Consider the following 26,221-nt stretch of genomic DNA (forward strand, 5'->3'; position numbering starts at 1 on the left):
TCAGACCGGGTCGTTGCGACGCAGCAGTTCGTCCGGCAGGTGCTCGATGTACTCCTCCTCCGGCGGCGGCATCTGCAGGTGGTAGCCCTGCTTCTCCAGGTTCTCCAGCACCTGGGCGATGTCCTCGCGAGCCAGTTGCCGCTCGGGGCTGAGCACCAGGTCGAAGGCGTGCACCGGCGCGCCGAACACGCCGAGCAGGCCCTCCGGTACCCGGCTCAGGGCGTCGGCCTTGAGCACGTAGAGGTACATCTCGTTCTTGCGTGGGCTCTTGTAGATGGAACAGATGCGTTTCACGCGGATTCTCCTTCGGCGGCCAGGCAGTCGAGCAGCGCCTGGCCCATCAACTCCCGGCGCCAACCGCGCAGGGACTCGGGCAATTGGTAGGGACCGCTGGGGTAGCCGCTCTTCAGCAGGGCTTCCAGGGTCTTCTTGCGCAGCATCAGCTCGGGCACTATCGCTAGGCGCTCGCCCTCACGCTGGCCGATGGCACGCAGTTTCTTCAGCAGCGCCGAAGCCTCCACCGGCAGCGGCTCGGGCAGCGCCTCGGGCCACTCGCCCGGCGGCAGCGCGGCGGCCTCGCGGATCAGCGCCAGCAGGGTCTCACCGTCCTGGCGCACGGTCTTCGGGTGCATGTCCTCGATGCGCGCCAGGGCCACCAGGTTGTCCGGCTGGGTGCGCGCCAGCGGCCACAGCGAATGCTCGCGCAGGATGCGGTTGCGCGGCTGGTTGCGCGCCCGCGCCTCGCGCTCGCGCCAGGCGCACAGTGCGCGCAGCACGGCGAGTTGCTGACGCGACAGCTTCCAGGCCAGCTTGGCCTCGCGCCAGGCCTGCTCCGGGTCGACCTCGCGGCCGAGGCCGGCGACCAGTTCGGCGCCATCCTCCAGCACCCAGGCATACTTCTCCGGCGACAGGCGGGCGGTCAGCGCCTGGTACACCTCCGCCAGGTGCAGCACGTCCTCGGCGGCGTAGCTCACCTGGGTCTGCGACAGCGGCCGCTGCAGCCAGTCGGAGCGGGTCTCGCCCTTGGGCAGCTCGATGCCCAGCAGCGCCTGCACCAGGCGCGAGTAGCCCATGGAGAAGCCCAGGTTGAGGTAGCCGGCGGCCAGTTGGGTATCGAACAACGGCGTCGGCAGGCTGCCGGTCAGGCGCAGGAAGACTTCCAGGTCCTCGCTGCACGAATGCAGCACCTTGACCACCTGCGGCGCCTGCAGCAGCGCGGCGAAGGGCGCCCAGTCGCCGATGCACAGCGGATCGATCAGGTAGGCCCGCGCGCCCTCGCTGACCTGCAGCAGGCCGGCGATCGGGTAGAAGGTGTCGACGCGCATGAACTCGGTGTCCAGCGCGACGAAGGGCAACGCCTGCCAGGCGGCGCAATGCTCGGCCAGGCTGGCGTCGTCGCGAATCCAGTGAATATCGTTAGCCACGCGGCTCTCCCGTGAAGAATGCCGCGCAGTATATATGCCCCGGCCGCCGGACGGGGCAGCGCTCTGCCACTGCGCCGGCGAACTGTGTAACCTGTGCCGCGCATCGCTTGCCCTCGACACGGAAGAACAACAATGAAGAAACTGCTTGCCCTGCTCGTCGTGCTGCTGGCCGCCGCGGCCGGCTACCTGGCCATCACCCCCAGTCCCATCGACCCGCTGGCCTGGGACGCGCCCGCCGCGCCGGCCATGATCGGCGTGCTGGAGCCCAACGACACCCTGATGAAGGCCGAACTGCTGGCCCGCGGCCAGCTGCATGGTCCGGAAGATACCGCCGTGGACGCCGAAGGCCGGGTCTATGCCGGGTTGCACGACGGGCGCATCGTCCGCGTGCTGGCAGACGACAGCGTGGAGACCTTCGTCGACACCGGCGGCCGGCCGCTGGGCATGGACTTCGACGCCACTGGCAACCTGATCGTCGCCGACGCCTACAAGGGCCTGCTGAGCATCGACCCACAAGGTAACGTCAAGGTACTGACTACCGAGGCCGAGGGCCTGCCCTTCGCCTTCACCGACGACCTGGATATCGCCAGCGACGGCACCATCTACTTCAGCGACGCCTCCTCGCGTTTCCAGCAGCCGGACTACCTGCTCGACCTGCTCGAGGCCCGTCCGCACGGCCGCCTGCTGGCCTATGACCCGGCCACAGGCCAGACCCGCGTGCTGCTCAAGGACCTGTACTTCGCCAACGGCGTGGCGCTGTCGGCGAACGAGGACTTCGTGCTGGTCAACGAGACCTACCGCTACCGCATCACCCGCTACTGGCTCAAGGGCGACAAGGCCGGCCAGCACGAGGTGTTCATCGACAACCTGCCCGGCCTGCCGGACAACCTGCAGGGCGACCGCAAGGGCACCTTCTGGGTCGCCCTGCCCACCCCGCGCAAGGCCGACGCCGACTTCCTCCACCGTCACCCCTGGCTCAAGGCGCAACTGGCCAAGCTGCCGCGCGCGCTGTGGCCGAAGGCGATCCCTTACGGTTTCGCCATCGCCCTCAACGAACAGGGCGAGATCGTGCGCAGCCTGCACGACACCAGCGGCACCCACCTGCGCATGGTCACCTCGGTGAAACCGGTGGGCGACCATCTGTACTTCGGCAGCCTGGACAACGACCGTATCGGCAAACTGCAGATTCACTGAGCAATGCAGCTGCCCAGGTCACTCACGACCTGGGCAGCCCGCTCAGACCTTCTGGGCAATCCAGATGGTATGCCGCGTGCCCCTGTTGCCATGGGCATACACCTGCACCGCTTCGCCCTTGAAGCCCGCCTTGCGCACTTTCTCCGAAAAGGCCCGGTCGGCGCTGGACGACCACACTGCCAGCATGCCCCTGGGCCTCAGCGCCTTGGCGCACTGGCGCAGGCCATCCATGCTGTACAGCCAGTCATTGCCCTTCTGAGTCAGGCCTTCCGGACCGTTGTCGACGTCCAGCATGATCGCGTCGTAGCGCTGCTCGGCGGCCTGCAGCACCTTGGCGACGTCCTCCTGAATGATCACTGCACGCGGGTCATTCAACGGATAACCGGACTTCGCCCCGAGCGGGCCACGGTTCCACTCGACCACGCCCGGCACCAGCTCGGCCACCGCCACCTCGGCGTCAGCCCCCAGGTGCTGTAGCGCCGAGGCCAGGGTAAAGCCCATGCCCAGACCTCCGATCAGCACCCGCACCTGTGGACGGCCAGCGATCTGTTTGCAGGGAATCGCGGCCAGGGCATCTTCCGAGCCGTGCATGCGGGTATTCATCAGCTGCCCGCCATCGCCGCCGGCAATCTTGATGACGAAATCTTCCCCGTACTCGAACAGGTTCAGCGCACCATTCGTACCCGGGATCGGAGCGGTGTCGAGCAAGACAAAACGTTTCATGCAGAGCGAAGACCTGTGTAGCGAGCGTGAGGGCGGGCAGCATGCCTGAATCGGCCGAGCAGCACAGCCCCGCCAGAAACGACGAGGCCCCGCGTTGACACGCGAGGCCTCGTGACTACAGCGACGCTGCTTTCAGAGCCTTTTCAAAGTCAGCCTTTGAGCAGGTTCTCAGACCACGCCCTGCGCCAGCATGGCATCGGCCACCTTGACGAAGCCGGCGATGTTGGCGCCCCTGACGTAGTTGATCCGGCCCTTCTCCTCGCCGTGGTGCACGCAGGCGTGGTGGATGTTCTGCATGATGCCGTGCAGGCGCTCGTCCACCTCGCCGGCGCTCCAGTGCAGGCGCATGGCGTTCTGGCTCATCTCCAGGCCGCTGGTGGCCACGCCGCCGGCGTTGGAGGCCTTGCCCGGGGCGTAGCAGATGCCGGCCTCGACGAACAGGTCCACCGCTTCCAGGGTCGAGGGCATGTTGGCGCCTTCGGCCACGCAGATACAGCCGCTCCTCAGCAGCGCGCGGGCATCCTCGCCGTCCAGCTCGTTCTGCGTCGCGCAGGGCAGCGCGATGTCGCAGGCCAGGCGCCAGGGCCGTTGGCCGGCGAGAAACTGCAGGCCGAAGTGCTCGGCCATCTCGCGCAGGCGACCGCGACGCTGGTTCTTCAGCGCCATCAGGTACTGCCACTGCTCCTCGTTCAGCCCGTCCTCGGCGTACAGCGTGCCTTCGGAGTCGGACAGCGAGATCACCCGTCCGCCCAGCTCCATGACCTTCTGCGCCGCGTACTGGGCGACGTTGCCGGAACCGGAGATGGCCACGCGCTGGCCCTCAAAGCCCTGATCGATACGCTTGAGCATCTCCTGGGCGAAATACACGCAGCCGTAGCCGGTGGCCTCGGGGCGGATCAGGCTGCCGCCGTAGCTCAGGCCCTTGCCGGTGAGCACCGAGGTGAACTGGTTGGACAGGCGCTTGTACTGGCCGAACAGGTAGCCGATCTCGCGGGCGCCGACGCCGATATCGCCGGCCGGCACGTCCAGATCCGCACCGATATGGCGGTACAGCTCGTTCATGAACGACTGGCAGAAGCGCATCACCTCGCCCTCGCTCTTGCCCTTGGGATCGAAGTCGGCGCCGCCCTTGCCGCCGCCCATGGGCAGCGAGGTCAGCGAGTTCTTGAACACCTGCTCGAAGGCGAGGAACTTGAGCACGCCCAGGTTGACCGAGGGGTGGAAGCGCAGGCCGCCCTTGTACGGGCCGATGGCGCTGCTCATCTGGATGCGGTAGCCGCGGTTGACCTGCACCTGGCCGCGGTCGTCGACCCAGGGCACGCGGAACAGGATGGCGCGCTCCGGCTCGACCATGCGCTCGAGAATGCCCGCCTCGCGGTAGCGCGGATTGGCCTCGAGGAAGGGCCACAGGCTGCGCACCACTTCCTCCACCGCCTGGTGAAATTCCGGCTGATCGGGATCGCGCTGCTTCAGGCGCGACAGGAAGCTTTCAACGGACAACGACATGCGGCACCTCGACGCCAGGCAGACAGAATGCGCGGCACTCTATCAGCAGCCAAGGCACCAAAACAGATCAATATGTCGCCTTTATGAAACTATTTGGTGCGCAAAACCTATCGGGAAAACCCTCTAAAACAGTGAATTCAGAGCGCCCAACAGAAAATCGCACCAGATCGACTCAGATTACGCTCACTTTTCGAGCACACAAGCAGGTGCAACGCCCGGGCTCGGCGCCGGCATCTGCGATGCGGCGCCGTAGAGCAGGCGCTCCATGCCGGCACGGGTATCGAGCATCAGCCGCGGCAGCTCGTCACGGCGGTAACGGCCGGCGTCAATCGGCGCGCCGATCAGCAGCTGCACCGACTGATCCAGGTTGAAGCGCCAAGTGCGCGCCGGCAGCACGTGCTGGATGCCGCGAATGGCCACCGGCACGATGATCGCGTCGGTATCCAGGGCCAGGTGGAAGCAGCCCTTCTTGAACGGCTGCAGGCGGCCATCCGGCGAGCGCGTGCCCTCCGGCGCGGCCCACAGGACGATGCCGCTCTCCATCATCTGCCGCGCCCGTGCCAGGTCGCGCAGCGCCTGTTCATGCTGCTGGCGGGCGATGGAGGGAAACTCGGCGGCGCGCATGGCGCGGCCGAGAAAGGGGATGCGGAACAGCTCACGCTTGGCCAGCATGCGGATCGAACCGGGCAAGGCGACGAAGCTGGCGGGGATGTCGTAGTGGCTGGCGTGACTGCACAGGATCAGGTAGCGGCGGCCGTCGCCGAAGTCCGGACAGGCGCCGTGCACCGCCAGGCGCATACGCACCAGGCGCAGCAGCAGCTGCGACCAGCGGCGGGTGTAGCGGTCGACGCGGGCGCGGTCGAGCCGACCGACGGTAGCCAGGCCGATCACCCGCAGGCAGAAATACAGGGTCACGGCGAGCGAACCGAGCACCACGCCAACACGGCGGGCCAGGGTCGCGCTCTGGGCGATGGGTTGCATGCTCAGCATAAATAGCTCCTTCTTCGCGGGAGATGGCTGCAGCGCAAAGGCTTGGCGTTATGATGCCGGCAATCGCCGCCACGACACAGGAGCCACCATGCCGCTCGCGCAACTGCTCACCCCCGCCCAGCTGCAGCAACGCCTGGGGCAAGCCGAGCTGGTCCTGCTCGATTGCCGCTTCGCCCTCGACGACCCGGCCTACGGCCGGCGCAGCTATCTGGAAGGGCATATTCCCGGCGCCTGCTTCGCCGACCTCGAAGAGGACCTGTCCGGGCCGATCGTCAAAGGCGTCACCGGACGCCACCCGCTGCCCGACCCGGCCCGGCTGAATCAGCGCCTGCGCGACTGGGGCCTGCGCGCGGGCAGCCAGGTGGTGCTCTACGACGACGGCCCCGGCGCCTTCGCCGCACACGCCTGGTGGTTGCTGTTGTGGCTGGGCAAGCGCGACGGCCTGTACCTGCTCGACGGCGGCCTGAAAGCCTGGCGCGAGGCCGGCCTGGCGCTCGACCGGCGGCAACCGACGCCCACCCCCGGCGACTTCGCCGGCCAGGCGGACGCCAGCCTGCTGGTGGACGCCGAGCAACTGACCCGGCGCCTGGGTTCGGCCGATCTGTGCCTGCTCGACGCCCGCGCCCTGCCGCGTTTTCGCGGCGACGTGGAGCCGCTCGACCCGGTCGCCGGGCATATCCCCGGCGCCCAGTGCGCGGCGTTCACCGACAACCTCGACGCCGACGGCTATTTCCTCCCCGCCGAACAGCTGCGCGCGCGTTTCGATGCCCTGCGCGGCGCGCGCCCGGCGCAAGGCCTGGTGGCCTATTGCGGCTCGGGGGTCACCGCCTGCCACAACCTGTTCGCCCTGAGCCTCGCCGGCTATCCGCTGGCGCCGCTCTACGCCGGCTCCTGGAGCGAATGGATCACCGATCAGCGGCGCCCCATCGCCACCGGCGACTGAAGCGGCTTAAGTACCAGCAGGAATATGGCAAATAACCGAAAGCCGAAAACAATTTAAAAACAGCTCTTTACAGTGAAAAGGTCGCACTAGACTTGAGGATGAGCGGCTAACCCCGCTTCCGGTGGGGCCTTTATCAGAACGACGAACAAGGCTGCCAAGCGCCCGGCCCCACCGGCACCCTTCGCGAGGATGCCATGGGAATAGCCGCCTGCGATCTCAGCCAGCACGTCATCCGCCCTACCCTGCTCTACCTGGGGCGTCACTCCGCCGTCGCCGAGGCCCTGCTGCTCGGCACCGCGGCCAGCCAGTCGGCGCTCGGCAGCGCCCTGGACGACCGCCGCGGCCATGGCCTGTACCGCATCGCCGAACAGCGCCACCTGCAGCTGTGGGACCAGCACCTGGCGCGCGACCCGGAGCTGGCCAGCCGGGTGCGTGGCCTGGCCAGCCAGCACGCCTTTCTCGCCGCGCCGCACCTGGAGCTGACGGTCAACCTGCGCTACGCCACCGCCATCGCCTGGCTGCTTATAGAGGCCGAGCAGGCCGAGCTGCCGGACGCCGACGACCTGCTCGGCCTGGCCCGCGTGTGGCGCCAGGTGTTCCAGCCGCAGGGACGGCTGTGCGACTTCATCGACGCCTGGCAGCGCTGGGTCGGTCAGTTCAGTCGGGTCGCCTAGCGGGCAGCACGCCGCACCCCGCGCAGCACAGTCACCACAGACAGGGTGCCGAGGCGCCGCGGCAAGGCCCGAGAGCGCCGAACACAATCTGTAGCAATGTCCGACAATTCACGAAAATTGTCCGACAATCTCCCCATTTTCTCTGAACTTATGTGGCTTGGCAGGGGTCAGGAAAAACTGTAGCGTGCGCCCCCCGCCTCACCCACAGGAGTTCTCTCGTGAGCAAACGCCTCCTCAAGACCGGCCTGGCCATGGCCATCGCCGCCACCTCGAGCCACGGCCTGGCCAGCGGCTTCGCCATCAACGAACAGAGCGTCAGCGCCATGGGCACCGCCTTCGCCGGGCGTTCCTCGGCCGCCGATGACGCCACCACCGTCTTCGGCAACCCGGCCGGCATGGCCCGCCTCGAGCGCGAACAGGTCAGCGGCGGCCTGGCGGCGATCATCGCCAAGAGCGATATCGACGACGCCGAGAGCACCATCCCCGGTAGCAACGACGGCGACATGGTGCCGTTCGTCGCCGCGCCCATGGGCTATTACGTCAAGCCGCTGGACGAGCAGTGGAGCTTCGGTTTCGGCCTCTACGTGCCCTTCGGCCTGGTCACCGACTATGAGCGCAACTTCCAGGGCCGCGGCTACGCCAACCTCAGCGAAGTGCGGGTGATCACCCTGCAGCCGACCCTCAGCTACCGCTTCAACGACCAGTGGTCGGTCGGCTTCGGCCCCACCCTCAACCATATCGAGGGCCAGCTGACCTCGACCATTCCCAACCCCTTCCTGCCCAGCTCGGCGGCCGGCCAGGTAGAGGTCAAGGGCGACGACTTCGCCATGGGCTTCAACGCCGGCGTGCTGTTCGAACTGAACGCCGCCACCCGCTTCGGCCTGACCTATCACTCCAAGGTGGACTACAAGCTCAAGGGCCACACCAAGGTCGAGAGCGACAGCCTGCTGGCCGGCTCCGCCGGCAAGTACGATGCCAGCCTGGAGCTGCAGACGCCCGAGTCGGTGGATTTCTCGGTGACCCACGCCCTCGGCGAGCGCTGGACCCTCTACGCCGGCAGCACCTGGACCCGCTGGAGCCGCCTGCAGGAGATCACCGTGGACAACAAGGGCGTGGCCGGCCCGTTCGCCGCCAACCTCACCACCATCACCGAGGAACAGGGCTGGCACGACACCTGGGCGCATGCCGTGGGCGCCGCCTACCAGCTCAACAAGCAGTGGGTGCTGCGCGCCGGCGTGGCCGTCGACCAGTCGCCGACCAACAATCGGCACCGCTCGCCGCGCATCCCCACCGGCGACCGCACCATCTTCAGCGTCGGTGCCGGCTGGAGCCCGAACGACGACCTGACCCTCGACCTGGCCTACTCCTACCTGATGGAAGAAGACGCCAAGATCGACCTCGACGAGCCGCTCAAGGGCTCCTACCGCGCCACCTACCGGAACAGCGCCCACGGTCTTGGCGCCCAGGTGACCTACCGCTACTAATCGGCGCCGGAGATTGGCTACACTCGCGCGGCAGAACAACAAGAAAAGCCGCGTGAGAACATCATGACTGCCCTCTGCACCACCCTGCCCGACCGCCTGCGCCTGCTGCTGGTGGACGACCACCGGATCTTCCTCGATGGCCTGGCCCTGGCCCTGGCGCCACTCGCCCGAGACCTGCAGGTGCACACCGCGCACAGCGCCGCGGAAGCCGAACAGCGCCTGCGCCAGCATTCCTACGACCTGATCCTGCTCGACCTGCGCCTGCCCGACGAACCCGGCCTGGAGCTGCTGCAGCGCTGGCTGGCACGCGGCGACGCCACCCCGGTGGCGATCCTCAGCGCCAGCGACTCGAGCCTGGATGCCCAGGCCGCGCTGGCCGCCGGCGCGCTCGGCTTCATCCCCAAGAGCGCCGATGGCAACGCCCTGCGCCAGGCGGTCACCCGCGTGCTGCTCGGCGAAACCCTGCCGGCCCCGGCCAGCGCCTCGCCGCTGACCCCGCGCCAACTGGAAATCCTCCAACTGCTGGCCGAAGGCCTGCCGAACAAGGCCATCAGCCGCCAGCTGGGCCTGGCCGAGGACACGGTGAAAACCCACCTCAAGGCGCTGTTCGAGGTGTTCGCCGTGCACACCCGCACCGCCTGCGTCAGCGCCGCACGCCAGCGCGGCTGGCTGTAGTCGGCGTCAGGCCGTTTCCTGCTCCGCGCTGCGCGGCAGCAGGCTGGCCAGCACCTGGCGCAGGCGCGCCGGCAGCAGCGGCTTGCCCAGCGGCATGACGTGCGCCGGCAGGCAACGCTCCTGCAGCTCGGGGCTCAGATCGGCGCTGATCAGCAGCGCCGGCAGCATCTGCCCGGCGGCCTCGCGCAGGCACTCGATGGCCTGCAACCCGTCGCCCGACTCGGCCAGGCGGTAATCGCTGATCAGCAGCTGCGGCGGCGCGCGGCGCAGGGCGGCCAGGGCGCCGGCCAGGTCGGCACAGGCCTGTACGTCGCAGCCCCAGCGGCGCAGCAGGCCGGCCAGGGCCTCGCGCCCGGTGGCGTCGTCCTCCAGCAGCAGGATGCGTCCGCGCAACCGCCGCACGCCGTCGCTCGCCGCCAGCGCCGACGCCGGCACCTCGGCCAGCGGCAGACGCAGGACGAAACGCGCCCCGGCGCCGGGTTGCGAATGCAGTTGCAGCGGATGCTCCAGCACCGCGGCCAGCTGCCGCACTATGGCCAGACCGAGGCCCAGACCGCGCTCGACATTGCGCCCGGGGTTGTCCAGCTGACGAAACTCCTCGAACACCAGCGTCTGCTCCGCCTCGCTCAGACCGCGGCCGTCGTCGCTCACCTCCAGCAGCAGCGCGCCGCCTTGCACGCGCGCGCTCAGGCTGAGCTGCCGCGCCCCGGCGTGCTGCAGGGCGTTGCTCAGCAGGTTGCGCAGCAGCCGCTCCAGCAGCAGGGGGTCGCTGCGCACGCCACAGTCGGCGCACTCCAGGCGCAGCGCCACGCCCTGCTGCTGCGCCTCCGGGGCCAGCTCGCCGAGCAGGCGTTCGAGCAGCGGACGCAGGGCGAAGGCATGCGGCCTGGCCTGCACGCCGCCGGGCAGGGTCAGCCGGCTGTAGTCGAGCAGCGACTGCAGCAGGCGGCCGAGCTGCTCCACCGAGGCGGCCAGACGTGCGCTGATGCGCCGGGTCTGGGCATCGCCGCCCTGCTCGACCAGGTGCTGGGCGTACAGGCCCATGGCGTTCAACGGCTGGCGCAGGTCGTGGCTGGCCGCCGCCAGCAGGCGCAGCTTGCGCGCGTCGTCGGCCTCGGCGCGCTGGCGCGCCAGGTCGAGCAGGCACAGGTTGAGCCAGGCGCCGCGCTGACCGTGCTCCTGCATATAGGCACCGACCGTGCCGATCAGGTTGGCGCAGAACAGGAACATGGCCTGATAGGCCAGCTCGTCCCCCGCCTCGCCGAGGCCCAGGCCGAGCCCGACGAACAGCAGGCAGAAGCCCCAGCTGCACAGGCCGATCGCCCGCAAGGACAGGCCGAGCAGCGCGTAGCCGAACAGCAGGATGAGGAACAGACCGTCGTAGGGCATCGCCACGCCCTGCTGCCAGCACAGGTGGACGATCACCGCGACGCTGACGCCGTTGCACAGGTAGGCGCCGGCGTAGACCGCGGCCGCCCGCCGCGGCGGCGTAGCCGCACGCCGGCAGTAGACGAACGCCAGCAGCACCGCGCCCAGCGCCAGCAGGCGCAGCGGCAAGGCCGAGAGGCTGACGGCCAGCGGCATGGCGAAAATATCCAGCAGCGCGTAGGCCAGCTGGAACAGCACCGCGGTGGCGGCGATCAGCGGCAGGCGGCGGCGAATGCGCTGCACCCGGTGCTCGGCGAACGCCTGCTCCAGCGCCGGCACGAAGCACAGCCGGCTGTAGCCGCGGCGCTGCTGGGCCAGCAGCAGGCGCTCCTGCTGCTCGACGCTCATGGGCACCGCCGCTCAGGGCTCGGGCGGCGTCTGCGGCTGCTTGGCGGCGATGGCGTCATAGGTCTCCACCCGGTGTCGATCTTCGCTGGCGAACAGCCGTTCGCGCAGCCGTTGCTGCGCCTGCGCGCCATCCGCCGCGCTCAGCCCCTGGCCCTGCAACCCGGCCAGCTCGGCGCGGTAGGCCTGGTAGCGCTGCTGCCAATCGCGCTCGCGGCGCTGCTCGGCCAGCAGGCGCTGCACGGTGGGCGGATCATAGGTCATCGCCAGGAACTCGCGCACCTGTTGCTCGTCCGCGCCGTCGCGCCACAGCTGTTCGCTGCGCGCCAGTTGTGCCTGGGCCTGCTCCTGGCGCAGCTCGCTGGCACGCAGCGCCTCCGGCAACTGCTGGCGCAGCTGCTCGTGCAACTGCGCGCGCTGCGCCTCGCCGAGGTCGTCGCGCTGCTGCAGCGCCAGGCTGTCCAGGGTGTAGCGGGCGTAGGCCTGCTCGGCGCCGAACAGTGCCTCCTGCGCGGCGGCCGAGAAATGCGTGCGGCGCAGGGCATCCAGGCGCTCGAAGGCCTGCTGCAGCGCCTGCAGCTGGGCCTGGGGGGCGACCTGCTGGCGGGCGTTCAGCGGCTGCTGCAACAGTGCCAGGCTGGCGCGCTTGTAGTCGAGGTAGTCGCCGAGCAGGTTGGTCAGCTGACCCAGCGCCGGCTCCTGCAAACGTGCGCCGGCATCGGCCAGCAGCGCCGCGATCGAGGCGTCGAGGCCGGAGTGGTCGACGGCGCTGAGGAAATAATCGAAGTAATCGCGCAGCGCCAGCTCCAGCACCAGATTGCCGGCGGCATCGGTCTGCAGGCGGCCGTCGACTTCGGTGCCGGCCAGGCTCGGCAGCGGCGCCGCTGGCGCCTGTGGCGTGGCGGTGGGCGTCGGCGCGGCTGCGCGCGGCACCGGCGCTGGCGCTGGCTGCTCGACGCGGGCACCGACGGGAGCGACGGAGGCGGCCGGCACGGCCTCGGCAGCCGGCCAGCGCCAATACAGGGTGAGACCGCCGGCGAGCAGCGCCGCGGCCAGGCAGAGGCTCAGGGATCGGGACATGGGCAACTCGCTGCGGCGGGCCGGTGGGCCCGCCGCGGGTGGGAGGTCAGATGCCTTTGTTCTTCAGGCGGTTGGCGTGCTGGCGATACAGCGCTACCGGCTCGGTCCAGCCGCGGATGCCGAACAGGTGGTTGATCGCGTCGACGTGGTTCATGTTGTAACTGTCGCCCAGCACCTGGCCCAGGTAGGTGGCGCAGACGCCCACCAGGCCGTCGTTCTTCTCGCTGCCGAAGGCCAGGCCGGTGAAGGCCAGGAAGGGATCGGCGGCATCGAAGACGTTGGTGTAGGCGGCGTTGCCGGTCCAGGAGTAATAGCGAATGCTGTGTCCGCGCACGTTATGCACTTCCGTGGACTTGGCGCAGTAGCTACTGCTGTTCACGCCCCAGGGATGGCGGCCGTTGAGCGCGGTGGTGCCGGGGGTGGTCAGGGTGGCCAGGGCATTGAGGCCGTTCTGCGGGTTGCTGGCGCCGGACAGCAGGTTGATCAGCGAACCGAGCGCATTGGCGATGGCGTTGGCGCCGCCTTCGATGGCGCCGCCCGCCGGGATCACCCCGCGCACCACGTCGGCCACCTTGGAGCCCTTGTTGACGCCGTTGATCGAGGTCACCGAGGCCACCAGGTCGGGGCGCAACGAGGCCGCCACCCGCGAGGTGGGCGAGCCCTGGCTGTGGCCGATGAGGTTGACCTTGCCGCCACCGGCGGCGGCCCAGGGCACGATCTGCCGGGCCAGCTCGGCGCCGCGCTGTTCGCTGTCGTTGAACGCGGCGACGCTGGCGATATGCACCTTGGCGCCGTCGCGTTCGAGGTTCCAGGGGATGGTGTGGAAGTAGTTGACCAGCCCGCCGATGGTGTCGAAGCCGGTGATGCCGTGCACCAGCACGATCGGGTGCTTGGTCTGGGTGTAGTTGGCCTGGGCCTGGGCGGCGCCGAGCAGGGCCAGAGTGGCAAGGGCAGTGGTATAGACGCGACGCATGGGTGCCTCCGTTATTGTTCTTGTGGGCACGCCGGGGAACTGCGTCCGGCGCCGCGCCAGTCTAGGCAGGCAGCCGGGCACGGCCCATCGCCCAGATGGGTGAGAGGCTGTGCATCGGGTCTCGTTTGCTAAGACGGCAGGCGGCGCGCCTGCCGCGGGCTCAGGGCTGCGAGGCGATGGCCCGCTCGACCGCCTCGATCAGCTGCGGATCGTCCGGCTTGGTCAGGCTGGAGAAGCTGGCGAGCACCTTGCCCTGGCGGTCGACCACGTACTTGGAAAAATTCCAGCGCGGCGCCTTGCTCTGCTCGGCCAGGCCCTTGAACAGCGCAATGGCCTCGGCGCCGGTGACCACCTGAGGCTCGCTCATGGTGAAGGTCACGCCATAGTTGACGTAGCAGACGGTGGCGGTCTTCTCGCTGTCGTCGGCTTCCTGACGGAAGTCGTCGGAGGGCACGCCGAGCACTTCCAGGCCCTGGCCCTTGTAGCGCTGATAGAGCGCCTCGAGGCCTTTGAACTGCGGGGTGAAGCCGCAGAAGCTGGCGGTGTTGACCACCACCAGCGGTTTGCCGGCGAACTGGCACAGATCGATGCTGTCCTTGGCCCGCAGGCGCGGCAGCTCGCCCTGCAGCAGGGTCGGACAGTCGGCGGCCAGCGCCGGCACGGCCAGGCCGGACAACAGGAGGGTACAGGCGAAGCGGCGCAGCGACATGGTGGTTTCCCTGAAGAGTCTGGTGCGGGCAGGTCGTTTAAAAACGTAGGCGAGGCAGGCAAGACAAGGCGCAACGACCAACGGGAGTAACAGCCGAAGGCTGGCCCGCAGGGCGAGTGCAACGAGTCAAACAGCCGAAAAAAGCGGAGTTTACATACTGTAAATGAGCATTTTGAGGCTGTTTTTAACGCAGTATTGCCAACGCAGGTAGTTTTTCAACGGCCTGCTATCCGGTCACGCTACTCGTCATGCGTGCCCAGGGCAACTCAGCAGAAGCTCATGCCCAGCTGCAGCAGCGCCAGGCCGCCCTGCCGCCAGCCCCACCAGGCCAGCGCCAGCAGCAGGCCCGCTGCCAGCAGCGCGGCGCCGATCAGCAGCGGCCGCGTGCTCACGCGCCGGCCTCCTGCAGACGCGCCACCGGCACCTCGCGCACCGGCCAGTTGAGGACTGCAGCCAGCAGGCTGAGGAGAATGGAGATCTGCCAGACCAGGTCGTAGCTGCCGGTGTGGTCGTACAGGTAGCCGCCCAGCCAGCCGCCGAGGAAGGAGCCGAGCTGGTGGAACAGGAAGACGATGCCGCCGAGCATGGACAGGTTGCGCACGCCGAACAGGGTCGCCACCGTGCCGTTGGTCAGCGGCACCGTGGACAGCCACAGCAGGCCCATGGCCATGCCGAACAGGTAGGCGCTCCACTGCGTCAGCGGCGCCACCAGGAACAAGGTGATCACCACCCCGCGCGTCAGGTACAGGGCGCTGAGCAGGCGCGGCTTGGACATGCGCCCGCCGAGCCAGCCGGCGATATAGGTGCCGAAGATATTGAACAGCCCGACCAGGGCCAGCACCGTGGTGCCGGTCAGCGCCGGCAGATGATGGTCGACCAGGTAGGCCGGCAGGTGCACGGCGACGAACACCACCTGGAAGCCGCAGACGAAGAAACCCAGCGCCAGCAACCAGAAGCCGGAGTGGCCGGCCGCCTCGCGCAGCGCCTCGACCAGGGTCTGCTGAGGCCCGCTCGGTAGCGGCATCGGCTGCTCCTTGATCATCGCCGCCAGCGGCAGGATCAGCGCCACCAGCAGGCCGAGGGCGAGCAGCGCCGCCGACCAGCCGAGCCAGCCGATCAGCCCCAGGGTGCCGGGCAGCATGGCGAACTGACCGAAGGAGCCGGCCGCCGCGGCGATGCCCATGGCCATGCTGCGTTTTTCCACCGGCACGGCGCGGCCGACCACGCCGAGGATCACCGAGAAGGAGGTGCCGGACAGGCCGATGCCGATCAGCAGGCCGGCGCTCAGCGACAGCGACAGCGGCGAGTCGGCCAGGCCCATCAGCAGCAGGCCGATGGCGTACAGCAGGCCGCCGACCACTATGGTGCGGCGTGCGCCGAAGCGGTCGGCCAGCGCCCCGGTGAATGGCTGCGCCAGGCCCCAGATCAGGTTCTGCAGGGCGATGGCGAAGGCGAACACCTCACGCCCCCAGCCGAACTCGGCGCTCATCGGCGGCAGGAACAGGCCGAAGCCGTGGCGGGTGCCCAGCGACAGGGCCAGGATCAGCGACGCGCCCAGCAGCAGCCAGGTGGTCGAGCGCCATGCGGTGGTCATTAGGGTGTCTCCCAGGGACGGCCAGTCGCGGCCGTGAAGGCGATAAGTAAGAGCCGATACGCGATCAGGCCAGTTGTTCCAGCAGTTGCATCAGCTCGGCGCGGCGCTCCTCGCCGAGGCGTGCGTTGAGTTCGTCCTGCACCTGTTGCCAGAGCGGCAGCGCCTGCTGCAGACGCTGCACACCGGCGGCGCTGAGCAACACTTCGCGGCTGCGCTGATCGCGGCCTTCGCCGAGCTGCAGCAAGCCCTGCTCCTGCAGCACCCGCAGGTTGCGCCCCAGGGTGCTGCGATCCAGACCCATGGCCTCGGCCAGCGCGGAAATGCTCGGCTGCCCCAGCCGCTGCACATGGCGCAGCAGGGAAAACTGGGCGGCGCCGAGCCCGACCGCGGCGAGCGCGTCGTCGTAACGTCGGGTGACTCCGCGGCTGGCGCGGCGCAATTGGGTGCAGAGGCAGGTGGTCGGCAACATGGGGTACAGGTATATACCCGCTTCGCGCCGAGACACAGGCACAGTTGCCCGCTTTGTCGGCATAACAGTCCGCCAGGGGCTTCCGCTAGCGCCCGGCGGCGCGCTGCCGGTAATAGCGGCGAAAATCCGCGGCGAAACGCGCGTAGACCTCCTCCGGCAGCCAACGCCGCTGCACCTGCAGCAGGCCCTGCGGCTGCGCCAGCAGCGCGACCACGGCGCGTTCCAGGCGCGCGGCCATGCGCGCGCCCCAGGCCGTGCGCGGGCAGTAGAAACCCACCGGCACCAGCGCATCGCCCTCCAGCAAGGGCACGCTGACCAGGCTGTCGCCGAGGCTGAAGCTGCGCGCCACCTCGGTGTAGACCATGGGGTACTCGAAGGCGTAGTCGATGCGCCGGTGGCTGACCATCAGCAGCAGGTTGTCGCCGGCGGTGCCGGCCGCCAGTTCGAGCAGGCGGCGAGCGTCCAGCGCCTGCTGCAGGGGTTCGCGAATGGCCGGCGGGTAGACCCGGCCGCGGGTCAGCGCGCCGCGCAGGTAGGGGTTGGCCAGCAGCCAGGCGAGGCTGACCCGGCCCTCGTCCAGGGCCAGCTGGGCATAGGTCTGGCGCCGCACCAGCACATGGATCGGTGGCGACTGCAGAAAAGCGACGAAGTGTCCCAGGCGGTCGCGCTCGGCGCTCTGCAACTGGCCGCTGATGCACAGCGGCTCGCCGGCCAGCAGGCGCTGCTCCAGGCGGGCGAACGGCAGCACCTCGTAGCGGATCTGCAACTCCGCCAGCTGCGCATCGAGCAGTTGCATGGCCTCGTAGAGCACGCCGTCGACCAACTCGCCGTCGCGTACGTTGAATACCCCGGGCAGCGGCAGCACGCCCCAGGTCAGGGTTTCGCCGCGCACGCCGAGCGGCAGCAGGCACAGCAGCACGAGCATCCAGCGCAGAAGAGGCATAAAGGCAGGCAATCTTTGTGGTTATGCCTGAAGCCTAGGTGATGCCGCGGGTTCTGCCTTCAGACCAGCAAGGCCAGCGCCAGGACAACGGCACACTCGGCCAGCTCGACCAGGGCGCCGGCGGTATCGCCGGTGGTGCCGCCCAGGCGTTGGCACATCAGACGCCGCAAGCAGAAAAACACCAGCGCAGCGACCGCCAGCGCCAGCCCGCCGGCCCAGCCGAACAGCAGGCAGATGGCCAGGCCGTGACCGGCCAGCAGCCAGGGCAGCTGGCGCCGCGGCAGCTGCTCGGCCAGCGCCTGGCCCAGGCCGCCGGCGCGTACGTAAGACGTGGTCCACAGCAGCAACGGCAGCAGGCCGCGCGCCAGCCAGGGCAGCAGCACCAGCAGCAGGCCCTGCCCGGCCTGCAACAGGCTGACCAGGGCGGCGAACTTGAGCAGCAGCAGCAGCACCAGCACCGTCACCGCCATCGGCCCGCTGCGCGGGTCCTTCATGATCGCCAGGGTCCGCTCGCGGTCGCCGAAGCCGCCGACCCAGGCGTCGGCGCTGTCGGCCAGGCCGTCCAGGTGCAGGCCGCCGCTCAAGCCCACCCACAGCGCCAGGATGATCGCCGCCTGGAGCAATGCCGGGGCCGCGCCCAGCAGCAAGTGAGCCCCCCACAGCAGCAGACCGAGCAGCAGGCCCACGGCCGGATACCAGAGCAGCGAACGGCCGAGCTGCTCGGCCGTGGGCATGCCCGGCAGGCGAACCGGCAGGCGGGTGAGAAACTGCAGGGCGATCAGCGCCGGGCTCATGCCAGCTCCGTCAGGGCGCCCTGCCCGTCCAGCTGCAGGCGCACGCGCTGGGCGTAACCGACATTGACCTGCAGCAGCTCGTGGCGCGGTAGGCCGCGGGCGCGCGCCAGCAGCAGACGCATCACCCCGCCATGGGTGATCAGCAGCAGGCGCCGGCCGCGGTGCGCCTGGTACAGCCGCTGCAGGGCGGCGAGGATGCGCGCCTCGAAGCGCAGCAGCGGCTCGCCGTCCGGCGGGGTGAAGGCATAGGGATCGGCCCAGAAGCGGCCCAGGGCCTCGGCATCGGTCTGCATCAGTTCGGCGGCGCTGCGCCCCTCCCAGGCGCCGAAGTGCAGCTCCTGCAGATCGGCGTCGAAGGCCAGCGGCACAGCGTGCTGCGCCGCCAGTTCCTCGGCGAAGCGTGCGCAGCGCTGCAGCGGCGAGCTGACCAGCGCGTCCCAGGGCCCGGCGCCGGCCACCGCGGCGCGCAGTTGCGCCCAGCCGGTCGCGGTCAGGGCATCGTCGAGGCTGCCGCGCAGGCCGCCGCCCTGCTCGGTTTCACCGTGGCGCAACAATTCCAGGCGCAGGCTCATGCCGGACGCTCCGCCACCGCCGCCTCGGCGAAAGTCGCCATCTGCCCGTGCAGCGTGCAAGCCAGGCGCAGCAGCGGCACGGCCAGCGCCGCCCCGCTGCCCTCGCCGAGGCGCAGGCCCAGCTCCAGCAGCGGCTCGGCGTCCAGCGCCTGCAGCACCCGGGCATGCCCGGGCTCGGCGCCGCGGTGGGCGAACAGCAGCCAGTCGCGGCAGCCGGGGTTCAGGCGCACCGCCAGCAACGCGGCGACGCTGCAGATGAAGCCGTCCACCAGCACCGCCACACCCTGCTGCGCCGCCGCCAGGTAGGCGCCGACCAGCGCGGCGATCTCGAAGCCGCCCAGGTGCACCAGCGCCTGCAGCGGCGCGCCGAGCTGCGGCCGGTGCAGGGCCAGCGCCGCCTCGATCACCCGTACCTTGTGCGCCACTCCGGCGGCGTCCAGCCCGGTGCCGGGGCCGGCCAGCTCGGCCGGCGGGCAATCGAGCAGCCAGCAGGCCAGCGCGGCGGCGGCGGTGGTGTTGCCGATGCCCATTTCGCCACCGATAAACAGCTCGCAGCCCACCGCGCGGGCGCGCAGCAGGCTGTCGCAGCCGGCCTGCAGGCAGATCAGCGCCTGGGCATTGGTCATCGCCGGTTCGCGGGCGAGATTGCGCGTGCCGGCGCCGACCTGCAGATGACGCACACCTGGCAGAGTCTCCAGCGGCACGGCGGTGCCCAGGTCGATCACCTCCAGCGCGGCGTCCAGTTCGCCGGCCAGCACGCTGATGGCTGCGCCGCCGTGGACGAAGTTGCTCAGCATCTGCCCGGTCACCGCCTGCGGGTAGGCCGACACGCCCTCGGCCACCACGCCGTGATCGCCGGCGAAGATGGCGATCCACAGCCTGTCCAGCCTCGGTCGCTCGCTGCCCTGCAGCGCCGCCAGCTGGATCGCCAGGGCTTCCAGGCGTCCGAGCGAGCCGGCCGGTTTGGTCAGCTGTTGCTGGCGCGCCTCGGCCTTGGCCCGCGCCACGTGATCGAGCGGCTGGCAGGGGCCCTGCCACCAGTGCAGGCTCATAGCGCCTCTCCCTTGAGGATCATCGGTAACCCGGCGACGCAGAACTGCACGCGCCGGCTGCGTTCGGCCAGGGCCTGGTGCAGCCAGCCGGCCTCGTCGACATAACGGCGGGTCAGCTCGCCCATGGGCACCACGCCCAGGCCGGTCTCGTTGCTGACCAGCAGGATGCGCCCGGGCAGCTCGCCCAGGGTGTCGAGCAGCGCGTCGCGCTCGGTGGCCAGGCGCGCCTCGTCGTCCAAGAGCAGCAGGTTGGTCAGCCACAGGGTCAGGCAGTCCACCAGCAGGCAGCGCTCCTCGCGCGCCTGCTCACGCAGCACACGGGCCAGCGCCACCGGTTCCTCCACCAGCGCCCAATGCGCCGGACGGCGCGCGCGGTGCTGGGCGACGCGCGCATTCATCTCGCCGTCCAGCGCCTGGCTGGTGGCGATATACACCACCTCCAGGCCGGACTCGGCCGCCAGCTTCTCCGCCAACCGGCTCTTGCCGGAACGGGCACCGCCGAGGATCAGTTCAAGCATGTCCACTCCGTTGGGTGCGCCGTGCGCACCGTTGGCAGATCAAATACGTAGGGTGGATCGCGCTTTACCGATCCACCATTGGCAGGTGTCCAGCGATCACAGCGGTGGACGAAAAAAGCGTCGTCCACCCTACGCCAGGCCACAGAGCGCCTTGAGTTGATCGGTATCCAGATGCGCCTCCACCAGATCGGCCAGGCGCTCGATATCGCGCTCGCGCAGGGCCTGGTAGTCCACCGCCTGCACCTCGCGCAGCCCGGCCCAGCGCAGCAGCGCGGCGCAGGCTTCAGGGCGCTCGAACAGGCCATGCAGGTAGGTGCCGAGCACCTGACCGTCGCCGCTCAGGCCGCCGTCGCGACGGCCGTCGTCCAGACTCACCGCGCCATTGAGGCCGGCGCCGGTGCTGACCCCGGCATGAATCTCGTAGCCGCTGACCTCGGCCTGCTCCAGGCACAGGCGGCCACGCACGTTGCGCAATTGTTTCTCCGGCTCCAGCCGCGTTTCGAAATCGAGCAGACCGAGGCCCTCGCTGCTGCCGGCGGCGCCTTCCAGGCCGTGCGGGTCGTGGATGTGCCGGCCGAGCATCTGCAGGCCGCCGCAGATGCCCAGCAGCTTGCCGCCGTAGCGCAGATGACGGGCGATGGCGGCGTCCCAGCCCTGCTCGCGCAGCCGCGCCAGATCGGCGCGCACGCTCTTGGAACCGGGCAGGACGATCAGGTCGGCCGGCGGCATCGCCTGGCCGGGGCCGACGAAGCTCAACTGCACCTGCGGGTGCAGGCGCAGCGGGTCGAAGTCGGTGTGGTTGCTGATGCGCGGCAGCACCGGCACCACCACCCGCAACGCGTCCTCGGCCTTGGCCTGCTGGCGGGTGTCGACGGCGTCCTCGGCCTCCAGGTGGAAATCCATCAGGTAGGGCAGCACGCCGAGCACCGGCTTGCCGGTGCGCCGCTCCAGCCAATCGAGCCCCGGTTGCAGCAGAGCGATGTCGCCGCGAAAACGGTTGATCACGAAGCCCTGGATGCGCGCCTGCTCGGACGGGCTGAGCAGCGCCAGGGTGCCGACCAGGTGGGCGAACACCCCACCCTTGTCGATATCGGCGATAAGGATCACCGGGCAGTCCACCGCCTCGGCGAAGCCCATGTTGGCGATATCGCCGGCGCGCAGGTTGATCTCCGCCGGCGAGCCTGCGCCCTCCACCAGCACCAGCGGGTACTGCCGGCGCAGACGCTCATGGGACTGGAGTACCGCGGCCATGGCCACCTGCTTGTAGCCGTGATAGGCCAGCGCCTGCATATTGCCCACCGCGCGACCGTGGATGATCACCTGGGCGCCGGTGTCACTGTTGGGCTTGAGCAGCACCGGGTTCATGTCGGTGTGAGGTTCGAGGCCGGCGGCCTGGGCCTGCACCGCCTGGGCGCGGCCGATCTCGCCGCCGTCGGCCGTCACTGCCGAATTGAGCGCCATGTTCTGCGGTTTGAACGGCGCCACCGCCACGCCCTGGCGCCGCGCCCAGCGGCACAGGGCGGTCACCAGGGTGCTCTTGCCGGCGTCGGAGGTGGTGCCCTGCACCATCAGAGTGGCGCCGATCATTGCCCCAGCTCCTCGGCGCACTCGCGCAGGGCCTGCTGCAGGCGCTGCCAGCCCGCCTCGTGCGGCGGCAAGCCGAAGCGCAGGCTATCGAGAAAGGGAAACAGCCGCACCAGGATGCCGCGCCGCGCCAGCGCCACGTGCCAGTCGCCGGCCCGCGGCGGGCAGCAGAACTGGAACAGCGCGCAGCCGCCGGTGGGTGGCAGGCCGCAGTCGCGCAGCAGCGCGGCCAGGCGCTCGCCGTCGGCCTGCAGGCGCTGGCGTTGACGCGCCTGGCCGGCGTCGTCGGCCAGCAGCTGACGCGCCAGCTGCCGCGCCGGGCCGCTCACCGCCCAGGGCCCGAGCAGCTCGGCCAATTCGTCGAGCAGGGCCTGCTCGGCGAGGACGAAGCCCAGGCGCAGGCCGGCCAGGCCGAAGAACTTGCCGAACGAGCGCAGCAGGATCAGTCCCGGCTGCGCGCCGTGAGCGGCCAGGCTGTGCTCGGGGGTGCAATCCATGAAGGCCTCGTCGACCAGCAGCCAACCGCCGCGCTCGGCCAGTTGCGCGTGCCAGGCGAGCAGGCGCGGCGTCTCGATGCGCCGGCCGGTGGGATTGTTCGGGTTGACCAGCAGCAGCACGTCGAGGCGCGGCAGGGCGCGGTCGATGGCGCCCTCGCTGAGCTGCATCACCCGGTGCCCCTCGCGGCGCCAGGCGGCCGCGTGCTCGGCGTAGGTCGGCGAGAGGATGCCCACCGTGCAGCCCTTGCGCAGGCGCGGCAAGGCCTGGATTGCCGCCTGCGAGCCGGCCACCGGCAGCAGGCTGGCCGCGCCGTAGTAGTCGCGGGCGACGGCTTCCAGGCCATCGTCCGGCTCCGGCAGGCGGGCCCAGGCCTCGGCCGCAATCGCCGGCAGCGGCCAGCCATAGGGGGCGATGCCGGTGGACAGGTCCAGCCAGTCCTCCCGGGCGATGCCGTATTGCTGCGCCGCCGCGCGCAGGCGGCCTCCATGCTCAAGCACCCAGTACCTCCCAGAGTCCCAGCAGCGCCAGCCACAGCAGCACGCCGCCCCACACCAGATTCAGCGCGCGCTCGATATCGCGCGCCCGCGGCGGCGGCCCCTCGCCCAGTTGCGGGCGCACATGCAGCTCGCCGTGATATTCGGCCGCACCACCCAGGCTCACCCCCAGGCTGCCGGCGCCGGCGGCCATCACCGGGCCGGCGTTGGGGCTGTCCCATTGCGGCGCCTGGCGGCGCCAGCAGCGCAGCGCCAGGGCGGTGCGCCCGAGCAGCGCGTAGGTCAGCGCCACCAGACGCGCGGGGAGGTAATTGAGTACATCGTCGATCTTCGCCGCGGCCCAGCCGAAGCGTTCGAAGCGCTCGTTGCGATAACCCCACATGGCGTCCAGGGTATTGCTCAGGCGGTACAGCACCACGCCCGGCGCGCCGGCGACGACGAACCAGAACAGCGCGGCGAACACCGCATCCGAACCATTTTCCAGCACCGACTCGGTGCCGGCGCGGGCCACGCCGCCGGCGTCCAGCGCGGCGGTGTTGCGGCTGACCATCCAGCCGACGCGTTCGCGCGCCAGCACCAGATCGCCCAGGCGCAGCGCCTGCGCCACCGGCCGCGCGTGCTCGCCGAGGCTGCGCAGGCCGAGGGCGAAGTACAGCGCGGCGATCTCCACCGCCCAGCCGAAGGCCGAGACCTGGGCCAGCAGCCAGGTCAGCAGGGTCAGCGGCAGCACCGCCAGGCACCAGGCGCTCACCCCATGGCTGCGCCAGCCGCCGCCGGCGGGGTTGAAGCGCTGCTCCAAACGATTCGCCAGGCGCCCGAAGGCCACCAGCGGGTGGCCCTGCTTCGGCTCGCCGAGCGCGGCGTCCAGCGCCACCCCGGCCAGGGTGCTGAGCGCCAGGCTCATCGCCACCGCCCGTTGCCAGTGGATAGGTCAGTCAACACGTTCTCCCCATCGATTCTCGAACAGCAGCTCGGCGAGCGGCCGCGGCCTGGCCCAGCCCTCTTCCACCAGCATCGGCTGGTCATAGAAGGCCGCGACCGGCCCCAGACAGAGCAGCGCCACCGGCTTGCTACCGGCCGGCATGCCCAGCAGCGCGGCCAACGCCTCGGGCTCGAACAGCGACACCCAGCCCATGCCCAGGCCTTCGGCGCGGGCGGCCAGCCAGAGATTCTGAATGGCGCAGGCCACCGACGCCATATCCATTTCCGGCAGGGTGCGGCGGCCGAAGACATGCTTTTGGCGCCCGTCCATCAGCGCCACCGCCAGCAGCTCGGCGCACTCGCGAATACCCTCGACCTTGAGCCGCATGAATTCATCGGAGCGTTCGCCCAGCGCCTCGGCGGTGCGCACCCGCTCGGCCTCCACCAGCGCGTAGGCGGCTTCGCGCAATTGCGGGTCGCTGATACGCAGAAAGCGCCAGGGCTGCATCAGGCCGACGCTGGGTGCGCGGTGCGCCGCCTCCAGCAGGCGTGCCAGCACCTCGGCCGGCACCTCGCCGCCGCTGAAGTGGCGCATGTCGCGGCGCTCGGCGATGGCGCGATAGACTGCGGCGCGCTCAGCGGCGCTGAAGGCCTGCTCGCTCATGGACGCAACAGCGCCGCCGCCGCCAGGGGATTGGACGGCAGGTAGAAGTGGATATAGCTGGCCGTCAGCCGGCCCAGGCGATAGACCGCCTCGGCCACCGCCTTGCCGTTCGGGCAACGGCCCAGGGCCAGTGGCGCCAGCGGGCTGTCCAGGCGCGAATGGTGGTAGCTGTGGCCACGCAGCTCGCCTTCCGGCAACGTCACCTGCTGCAGGGCCAGGGCGGTCAATCGCGGTTGCAGCGCGGCGCGGCCGGCCAGCAGGCCGAGCATGCGGCCGCTGGCGCCCTGCTTGTCGGCCAGCTCGTCGAGCAGATAGAGCATGCCGCCGCACTCGGCGAGGATCGGCTTGCCGGCCTGGTGATGGGCGCGAATCGCCGCGGCCATGGCCTGGTTGCCTTGCAGCTGGGCGAGGTGTAATTCGGGATAACCGCCGGGCAGGTAGAGGCTGTCCACCTGCGGCAGGCCGTCGCCCGCCAGCGGTGAGAAGAATTCGAGCTCGGCGCCCAGCTCGCGCAGCAGATCGAGGTTGGCCTGGTAGAGAAAGGCGAAGGCGCCGTCGCGCGCCACGCCGATGCGCACGCCGGCCAGCAGCGGCTCGACCACCCGCGGCGGCGGCGCGGCAAAGCGCACCGGTGCCGGCAAGGCCACCTCGGCGCTGGCGGCCAGGGCATCGGCGGCAGCGTCCAGGCGCGCATCCAGGTCGGCCAGCTCCTGCGCCTGCACCAGTCCCAGGTGGCGGCTGGGCAGCTCCACCGCGGCATTGCGCGGCAGCGCGCCGTACCAGCGGATGGTCGGCGGCAGCGCAGCGCGCAGGATCTCGCCGTGACGCGCGCTGGCCACCCGGTTGCCGAGCACGCCGGCGAACGGCAGGTCGGGCTGGAAGGTCGCCAGGCCATGGGCCAAGGCGCCGAAAGTCTGGGCCATGGCCGAACCGTCGATCACCCCCAGCACCGGCACGCTGAACTGCCGCGCCAGGTCGGCCGCCGAGGGCTGACCGTCGAACAGGCCCATCACCCCTTCGATCAGGATCAGCTCGGCCTCGCCCGCCGCCCGCCAGAGCAGGCGGCGGCTCTCCGCCTCGCCGACCATGGCCAGGTCGAGCTGGTACACCGGCGCGCCGCTGGCGCGGGCGAGGATCATCGGGTCGAGGAAATCCGGGCCGCACTTGAACACCCGCACCCGCCGACCCTGACGGCTGTGCAGGCGCGCCAGGGCGGCGGTGACGGTGGTCTTGCCCTGCCCCGAGGCCGGCGCGGCGATCAGCAGCGCCGGGCACTGGCGCGAGGTCAAAACTCCACCCCCTTCTGCGCCTTCACCCCGGCCTTGAAGGCATGCTTGACCAGGCTCATCTCGGTCACCGTATCGGCCGCCTCGATCATCCCCGGCAAGGCGCCGCGCCCGGTCACCACCACGTGCTGCGAGAGCGGCCGCGCCTGGATATCGGCGAGCACCGCATCGAGCTGGAGATAACCGTGCTTGAGGGCGATATTCAGCTCGTCCAGCACCACCAGGCCGACGCCCTCGTCGTTCAGCAGGCGCTGCGCAACGGCCCAGGCCTCGCCCGCCTTGGCGATATCGCGCTGGCGATCCTGGGTCTCCCAGGTGAAGCCCTCGCCCATCACGTGATAGCTGACTTCCTCGGGGAAACGGCGGAAGAAGGCCTCCTCGCCGGTGCTGGCGGCGCCCTTGATGAATTGCACCACGCCGACTTTGATGCCGTGGCCGAGGGCGCGGGCGACCATGCCGAAGGCGCTGCTGCTCTTGCCCTTGCCGTTGCCGCTGTGCACCAGCAGCAGGCCGTACTGGTCCTGGGCCTGGGCGATCTTCGCGTCGATCAGCGCCTTCTTGCGCGCCATGCGCGCCTGGTGCCGAGCGTCGCGATCAGCCGATTCGCTCATCGAAGTTTCCTGGTCTGCGGGCATCGGGGCGCGGGCCGCCGTGCACGACTGGCAAGCTGGCGTGGCGGCATCG

Annotated in this window: 28 protein-coding genes; 5 read left to right on the forward strand and 23 right to left on the reverse strand. The window is 69.9% G+C overall.

Annotated features, from left to right (window positions below):
• A complete protein-coding gene (locus ACIGFL_RS08995) occupies positions 1–294 on the reverse strand; it encodes a YcgL domain-containing protein (protein WP_021446077.1) in 294 nt (97 codons plus the stop codon).
• Positions 291–1,424 carry a ribonuclease D gene (gene rnd, locus ACIGFL_RS09000; RefSeq protein WP_397496922.1) on the reverse strand — a complete coding sequence of 378 codons (1,134 nt, stop codon included), beginning with the start codon at positions 1,422–1,424 and terminating at the stop codon, positions 291–293. Before rnd ends, ACIGFL_RS08995 begins: the two co-directional genes overlap by 4 nt.
• A gap of 132 nt (positions 1,425–1,556) precedes the next feature.
• Here rnd and ACIGFL_RS09005 point away from each other — a divergent pair, with 132 nt between their 5' ends.
• A complete protein-coding gene (locus ACIGFL_RS09005) occupies positions 1,557–2,618 on the forward strand; it encodes an SMP-30/gluconolactonase/LRE family protein (protein WP_397496923.1) in 1,062 nt (353 codons plus the stop codon).
• A gap of 42 nt (positions 2,619–2,660) precedes the next feature.
• Here ACIGFL_RS09005 and ACIGFL_RS09010 read toward each other — a convergent pair whose 3' ends face one another.
• From ACIGFL_RS09010 to ACIGFL_RS09020, 3 genes are all read right to left on the reverse strand, one after another.
• A complete protein-coding gene (locus tag ACIGFL_RS09010) occupies positions 2,661–3,341 on the reverse strand; it encodes a spermidine synthase (protein WP_397496924.1) in 681 nt (226 codons plus the stop codon).
• Between the two features lie 168 nt (positions 3,342–3,509).
• Entirely contained in the window at positions 3,510–4,847 is a 1,338-nt protein-coding gene (gene gdhA / locus ACIGFL_RS09015) for an NADP-specific glutamate dehydrogenase (protein ID WP_397496925.1), read from the reverse strand.
• 183 nt (positions 4,848–5,030) lie between these two features.
• Positions 5,031–5,837 carry a lysophospholipid acyltransferase family protein gene (locus ACIGFL_RS09020; protein ID WP_397496926.1) on the reverse strand — a complete coding sequence of 269 codons (807 nt, stop codon included), beginning with the start codon at positions 5,835–5,837 and terminating at the stop codon, positions 5,031–5,033.
• An 88-nt stretch (positions 5,838–5,925) separates the two neighbouring features.
• Between ACIGFL_RS09020 and ACIGFL_RS09025 the strand changes: the two genes are divergently transcribed.
• The 4 genes from ACIGFL_RS09025 (at position 5,926) to ACIGFL_RS09040 (ending at position 9,613) form a co-directional block, all read left to right on the forward strand.
• Entirely contained in the window at positions 5,926–6,780 is an 855-nt protein-coding gene (locus tag ACIGFL_RS09025) for a sulfurtransferase (RefSeq protein ID WP_021442622.1), read from the forward strand.
• A gap of 194 nt (positions 6,781–6,974) precedes the next feature.
• Positions 6,975–7,454 (forward strand): hypothetical protein, encoded by a 480-nt coding sequence (locus tag ACIGFL_RS09030; protein WP_021442621.1) that lies wholly within the window; start codon positions 6,975–6,977, stop codon positions 7,452–7,454.
• A gap of 218 nt (positions 7,455–7,672) precedes the next feature.
• A complete protein-coding gene (locus tag ACIGFL_RS09035) occupies positions 7,673–8,938 on the forward strand; it encodes an OmpP1/FadL family transporter (protein WP_397496927.1) in 1,266 nt (421 codons plus the stop codon).
• A gap of 63 nt (positions 8,939–9,001) precedes the next feature.
• Positions 9,002–9,613 carry a response regulator gene (locus ACIGFL_RS09040; protein ID WP_021442619.1) on the forward strand — a complete coding sequence of 204 codons (612 nt, stop codon included), beginning with the start codon at positions 9,002–9,004 and terminating at the stop codon, positions 9,611–9,613.
• A 6-nt stretch (positions 9,614–9,619) separates the two neighbouring features.
• Here ACIGFL_RS09040 and ACIGFL_RS09045 read toward each other — a convergent pair whose 3' ends face one another.
• From ACIGFL_RS09045 to cobO, 18 genes are all read right to left on the reverse strand, one after another.
• Positions 9,620–11,389 carry a hybrid sensor histidine kinase/response regulator gene (locus tag ACIGFL_RS09045; protein WP_397496928.1) on the reverse strand — a complete coding sequence of 590 codons (1,770 nt, stop codon included), beginning with the start codon at positions 11,387–11,389 and terminating at the stop codon, positions 9,620–9,622.
• 12 nt (positions 11,390–11,401) lie between these two features.
• The gene (locus ACIGFL_RS09050; RefSeq protein WP_397496929.1) at positions 11,402–12,466 is read right to left on the reverse strand and encodes a lipase secretion chaperone; all 1,065 of its coding nucleotides are present in this window, start codon (positions 12,464–12,466) and stop codon (positions 11,402–11,404) included.
• A gap of 46 nt (positions 12,467–12,512) precedes the next feature.
• The gene (locus ACIGFL_RS09055; protein ID WP_397496930.1) at positions 12,513–13,439 is read right to left on the reverse strand and encodes an esterase/lipase family protein; all 927 of its coding nucleotides are present in this window, start codon (positions 13,437–13,439) and stop codon (positions 12,513–12,515) included.
• A 160-nt stretch (positions 13,440–13,599) separates the two neighbouring features.
• Positions 13,600–14,148, reverse strand: a complete 549-nt coding sequence (locus ACIGFL_RS09060; protein ID WP_397496931.1) for a glutathione peroxidase — start codon at positions 14,146–14,148, stop codon at positions 13,600–13,602.
• Between the two features lie 266 nt (positions 14,149–14,414).
• Positions 14,415–14,540: a hypothetical protein gene (locus ACIGFL_RS09065; RefSeq protein ID WP_256679207.1), complete on the reverse strand. Its 126-nt coding sequence runs from the start codon at positions 14,538–14,540 to the stop codon at positions 14,415–14,417.
• Positions 14,537–15,742 carry an MFS transporter gene (locus ACIGFL_RS09070; protein WP_021445175.1) on the reverse strand — a complete coding sequence of 402 codons (1,206 nt, stop codon included), beginning with the start codon at positions 15,740–15,742 and terminating at the stop codon, positions 14,537–14,539. Before ACIGFL_RS09070 ends, ACIGFL_RS09065 begins: the two co-directional genes overlap by 4 nt.
• Positions 15,743–15,806: 64 nt before the next feature.
• The gene (locus ACIGFL_RS09075) at positions 15,807–16,211 is read right to left on the reverse strand and encodes a MarR family winged helix-turn-helix transcriptional regulator (RefSeq protein ID WP_021445174.1); all 405 of its coding nucleotides are present in this window, start codon (positions 16,209–16,211) and stop codon (positions 15,807–15,809) included.
• An 85-nt stretch (positions 16,212–16,296) separates the two neighbouring features.
• The gene (locus ACIGFL_RS09080; protein ID WP_397496932.1) at positions 16,297–17,154 is read right to left on the reverse strand and encodes a hypothetical protein; all 858 of its coding nucleotides are present in this window, start codon (positions 17,152–17,154) and stop codon (positions 16,297–16,299) included.
• A 59-nt stretch (positions 17,155–17,213) separates the two neighbouring features.
• Positions 17,214–17,948, reverse strand: a complete 735-nt coding sequence (locus ACIGFL_RS09085; RefSeq protein ID WP_397496933.1) for an adenosylcobinamide-GDP ribazoletransferase — start codon at positions 17,946–17,948, stop codon at positions 17,214–17,216.
• Positions 17,945–18,520, reverse strand: a complete 576-nt coding sequence (gene cobC / locus ACIGFL_RS09090; RefSeq protein ID WP_397496934.1) for an alpha-ribazole phosphatase family protein — start codon at positions 18,518–18,520, stop codon at positions 17,945–17,947. Before cobC ends, ACIGFL_RS09085 begins: the two co-directional genes overlap by 4 nt.
• Positions 18,517–19,572, reverse strand: a complete 1,056-nt coding sequence (cobT, locus tag ACIGFL_RS09095) for a nicotinate-nucleotide--dimethylbenzimidazole phosphoribosyltransferase (RefSeq protein WP_397496935.1) — start codon at positions 19,570–19,572, stop codon at positions 18,517–18,519. Before cobT ends, cobC begins: the two co-directional genes overlap by 4 nt.
• A complete protein-coding gene (cobU, locus tag ACIGFL_RS09100; RefSeq protein WP_397496936.1) occupies positions 19,569–20,090 on the reverse strand; it encodes a bifunctional adenosylcobinamide kinase/adenosylcobinamide-phosphate guanylyltransferase in 522 nt (173 codons plus the stop codon). Before cobU ends, cobT begins: the two co-directional genes overlap by 4 nt.
• 129 nt (positions 20,091–20,219) lie before the next feature.
• Positions 20,220–21,677 carry a cobyric acid synthase gene (locus ACIGFL_RS09105; protein WP_397496937.1) on the reverse strand — a complete coding sequence of 486 codons (1,458 nt, stop codon included), beginning with the start codon at positions 21,675–21,677 and terminating at the stop codon, positions 20,220–20,222.
• Positions 21,674–22,669, reverse strand: coding sequence for a threonine-phosphate decarboxylase CobD (gene cobD / locus ACIGFL_RS09110; RefSeq protein WP_397496938.1), 996 nt, complete (start codon positions 22,667–22,669; stop codon positions 21,674–21,676). The genes ACIGFL_RS09105 and cobD overlap by 4 nt, the downstream gene beginning before the upstream one ends.
• The gene (gene cbiB, locus ACIGFL_RS09115) at positions 22,662–23,570 is read right to left on the reverse strand and encodes an adenosylcobinamide-phosphate synthase CbiB (protein ID WP_397496939.1); all 909 of its coding nucleotides are present in this window, start codon (positions 23,568–23,570) and stop codon (positions 22,662–22,664) included. Before cbiB ends, cobD begins: the two co-directional genes overlap by 8 nt.
• Before the next feature lie 27 nt (positions 23,571–23,597).
• Positions 23,598–24,251 (reverse strand): 5,6-dimethylbenzimidazole synthase, encoded by a 654-nt coding sequence (bluB, locus tag ACIGFL_RS09120; protein ID WP_397496940.1) that lies wholly within the window; start codon positions 24,249–24,251, stop codon positions 23,598–23,600.
• A complete protein-coding gene (locus ACIGFL_RS09125) occupies positions 24,248–25,540 on the reverse strand; it encodes a cobyrinate a,c-diamide synthase (protein ID WP_397496941.1) in 1,293 nt (430 codons plus the stop codon). Before ACIGFL_RS09125 ends, bluB begins: the two co-directional genes overlap by 4 nt.
• Positions 25,537–26,148 carry a cob(I)yrinic acid a,c-diamide adenosyltransferase gene (cobO, locus tag ACIGFL_RS09130; protein ID WP_397496942.1) on the reverse strand — a complete coding sequence of 204 codons (612 nt, stop codon included), beginning with the start codon at positions 26,146–26,148 and terminating at the stop codon, positions 25,537–25,539. The genes ACIGFL_RS09125 and cobO overlap by 4 nt, the downstream gene beginning before the upstream one ends.
• Positions 26,149–26,221: the final 73 nt, after the last annotated feature.

The organism is Pseudomonas sp. NPDC077649, from assembly GCF_044542855.1.
GTDB lineage: Bacteria > Pseudomonadota > Gammaproteobacteria > Pseudomonadales > Pseudomonadaceae > Aquipseudomonas.

Coding starts and splice junctions, on each gene's coding strand:
- ACIGFL_RS09005 (WP_397496923.1), top strand. CDS start 1,557: ATGAAGAAACTGCTTGCCCTGCTCGTCGTGCTGCTGGCCGCCGCGGCC.
- ACIGFL_RS09010 (WP_397496924.1), bottom strand. CDS start 3,341: ATGAAACGTTTTGTCTTGCTCGACACCGCTCCGATCCCGGGTACGAAT.
- gdhA (WP_397496925.1), bottom strand. CDS start 4,847: ATGTCGTTGTCCGTTGAAAGCTTCCTGTCGCGCCTGAAGCAGCGCGAT.
- ACIGFL_RS09020 (WP_397496926.1), bottom strand. CDS start 5,837: ATGCTGAGCATGCAACCCATCGCCCAGAGCGCGACCCTGGCCCGCCGT.
- ACIGFL_RS09025 (WP_021442622.1), top strand. CDS start 5,926: ATGCCGCTCGCGCAACTGCTCACCCCCGCCCAGCTGCAGCAACGCCTG.
- ACIGFL_RS09030 (WP_021442621.1), top strand. CDS start 6,975: ATGGGAATAGCCGCCTGCGATCTCAGCCAGCACGTCATCCGCCCTACC.
- ACIGFL_RS09040 (WP_021442619.1), top strand. CDS start 9,002: ATGACTGCCCTCTGCACCACCCTGCCCGACCGCCTGCGCCTGCTGCTG.
- ACIGFL_RS09045 (WP_397496928.1), bottom strand. CDS start 11,389: ATGAGCGTCGAGCAGCAGGAGCGCCTGCTGCTGGCCCAGCAGCGCCGC.
- ACIGFL_RS09050 (WP_397496929.1), bottom strand. CDS start 12,466: ATGTCCCGATCCCTGAGCCTCTGCCTGGCCGCGGCGCTGCTCGCCGGC.
- ACIGFL_RS09055 (WP_397496930.1), bottom strand. CDS start 13,439: ATGCGTCGCGTCTATACCACTGCCCTTGCCACTCTGGCCCTGCTCGGC.
- ACIGFL_RS09060 (WP_397496931.1), bottom strand. CDS start 14,148: ATGTCGCTGCGCCGCTTCGCCTGTACCCTCCTGTTGTCCGGCCTGGCC.
- ACIGFL_RS09070 (WP_021445175.1), bottom strand. CDS start 15,742: ATGACCACCGCATGGCGCTCGACCACCTGGCTGCTGCTGGGCGCGTCG.
- ACIGFL_RS09075 (WP_021445174.1), bottom strand. CDS start 16,211: ATGTTGCCGACCACCTGCCTCTGCACCCAATTGCGCCGCGCCAGCCGC.
- ACIGFL_RS09080 (WP_397496932.1), bottom strand. CDS start 17,154: ATGCCTCTTCTGCGCTGGATGCTCGTGCTGCTGTGCCTGCTGCCGCTC.
- ACIGFL_RS09085 (WP_397496933.1), bottom strand. CDS start 17,948: ATGAGCCCGGCGCTGATCGCCCTGCAGTTTCTCACCCGCCTGCCGGTT.
- cobC (WP_397496934.1), bottom strand. CDS start 18,520: ATGAGCCTGCGCCTGGAATTGTTGCGCCACGGTGAAACCGAGCAGGGC.
- cobT (WP_397496935.1), bottom strand. CDS start 19,572: ATGAGCCTGCACTGGTGGCAGGGCCCCTGCCAGCCGCTCGATCACGTG.
- cobU (WP_397496936.1), bottom strand. CDS start 20,090: ATGCTTGAACTGATCCTCGGCGGTGCCCGTTCCGGCAAGAGCCGGTTG.
- ACIGFL_RS09105 (WP_397496937.1), bottom strand. CDS start 21,677: ATGATCGGCGCCACTCTGATGGTGCAGGGCACCACCTCCGACGCCGGC.
- cbiB (WP_397496939.1), bottom strand. CDS start 23,570: ATGAGCCTGGCGCTCAGCACCCTGGCCGGGGTGGCGCTGGACGCCGCG.
- bluB (WP_397496940.1), bottom strand. CDS start 24,251: ATGAGCGAGCAGGCCTTCAGCGCCGCTGAGCGCGCCGCAGTCTATCGC.
- cobO (WP_397496942.1), bottom strand. CDS start 26,148: ATGAGCGAATCGGCTGATCGCGACGCTCGGCACCAGGCGCGCATGGCG.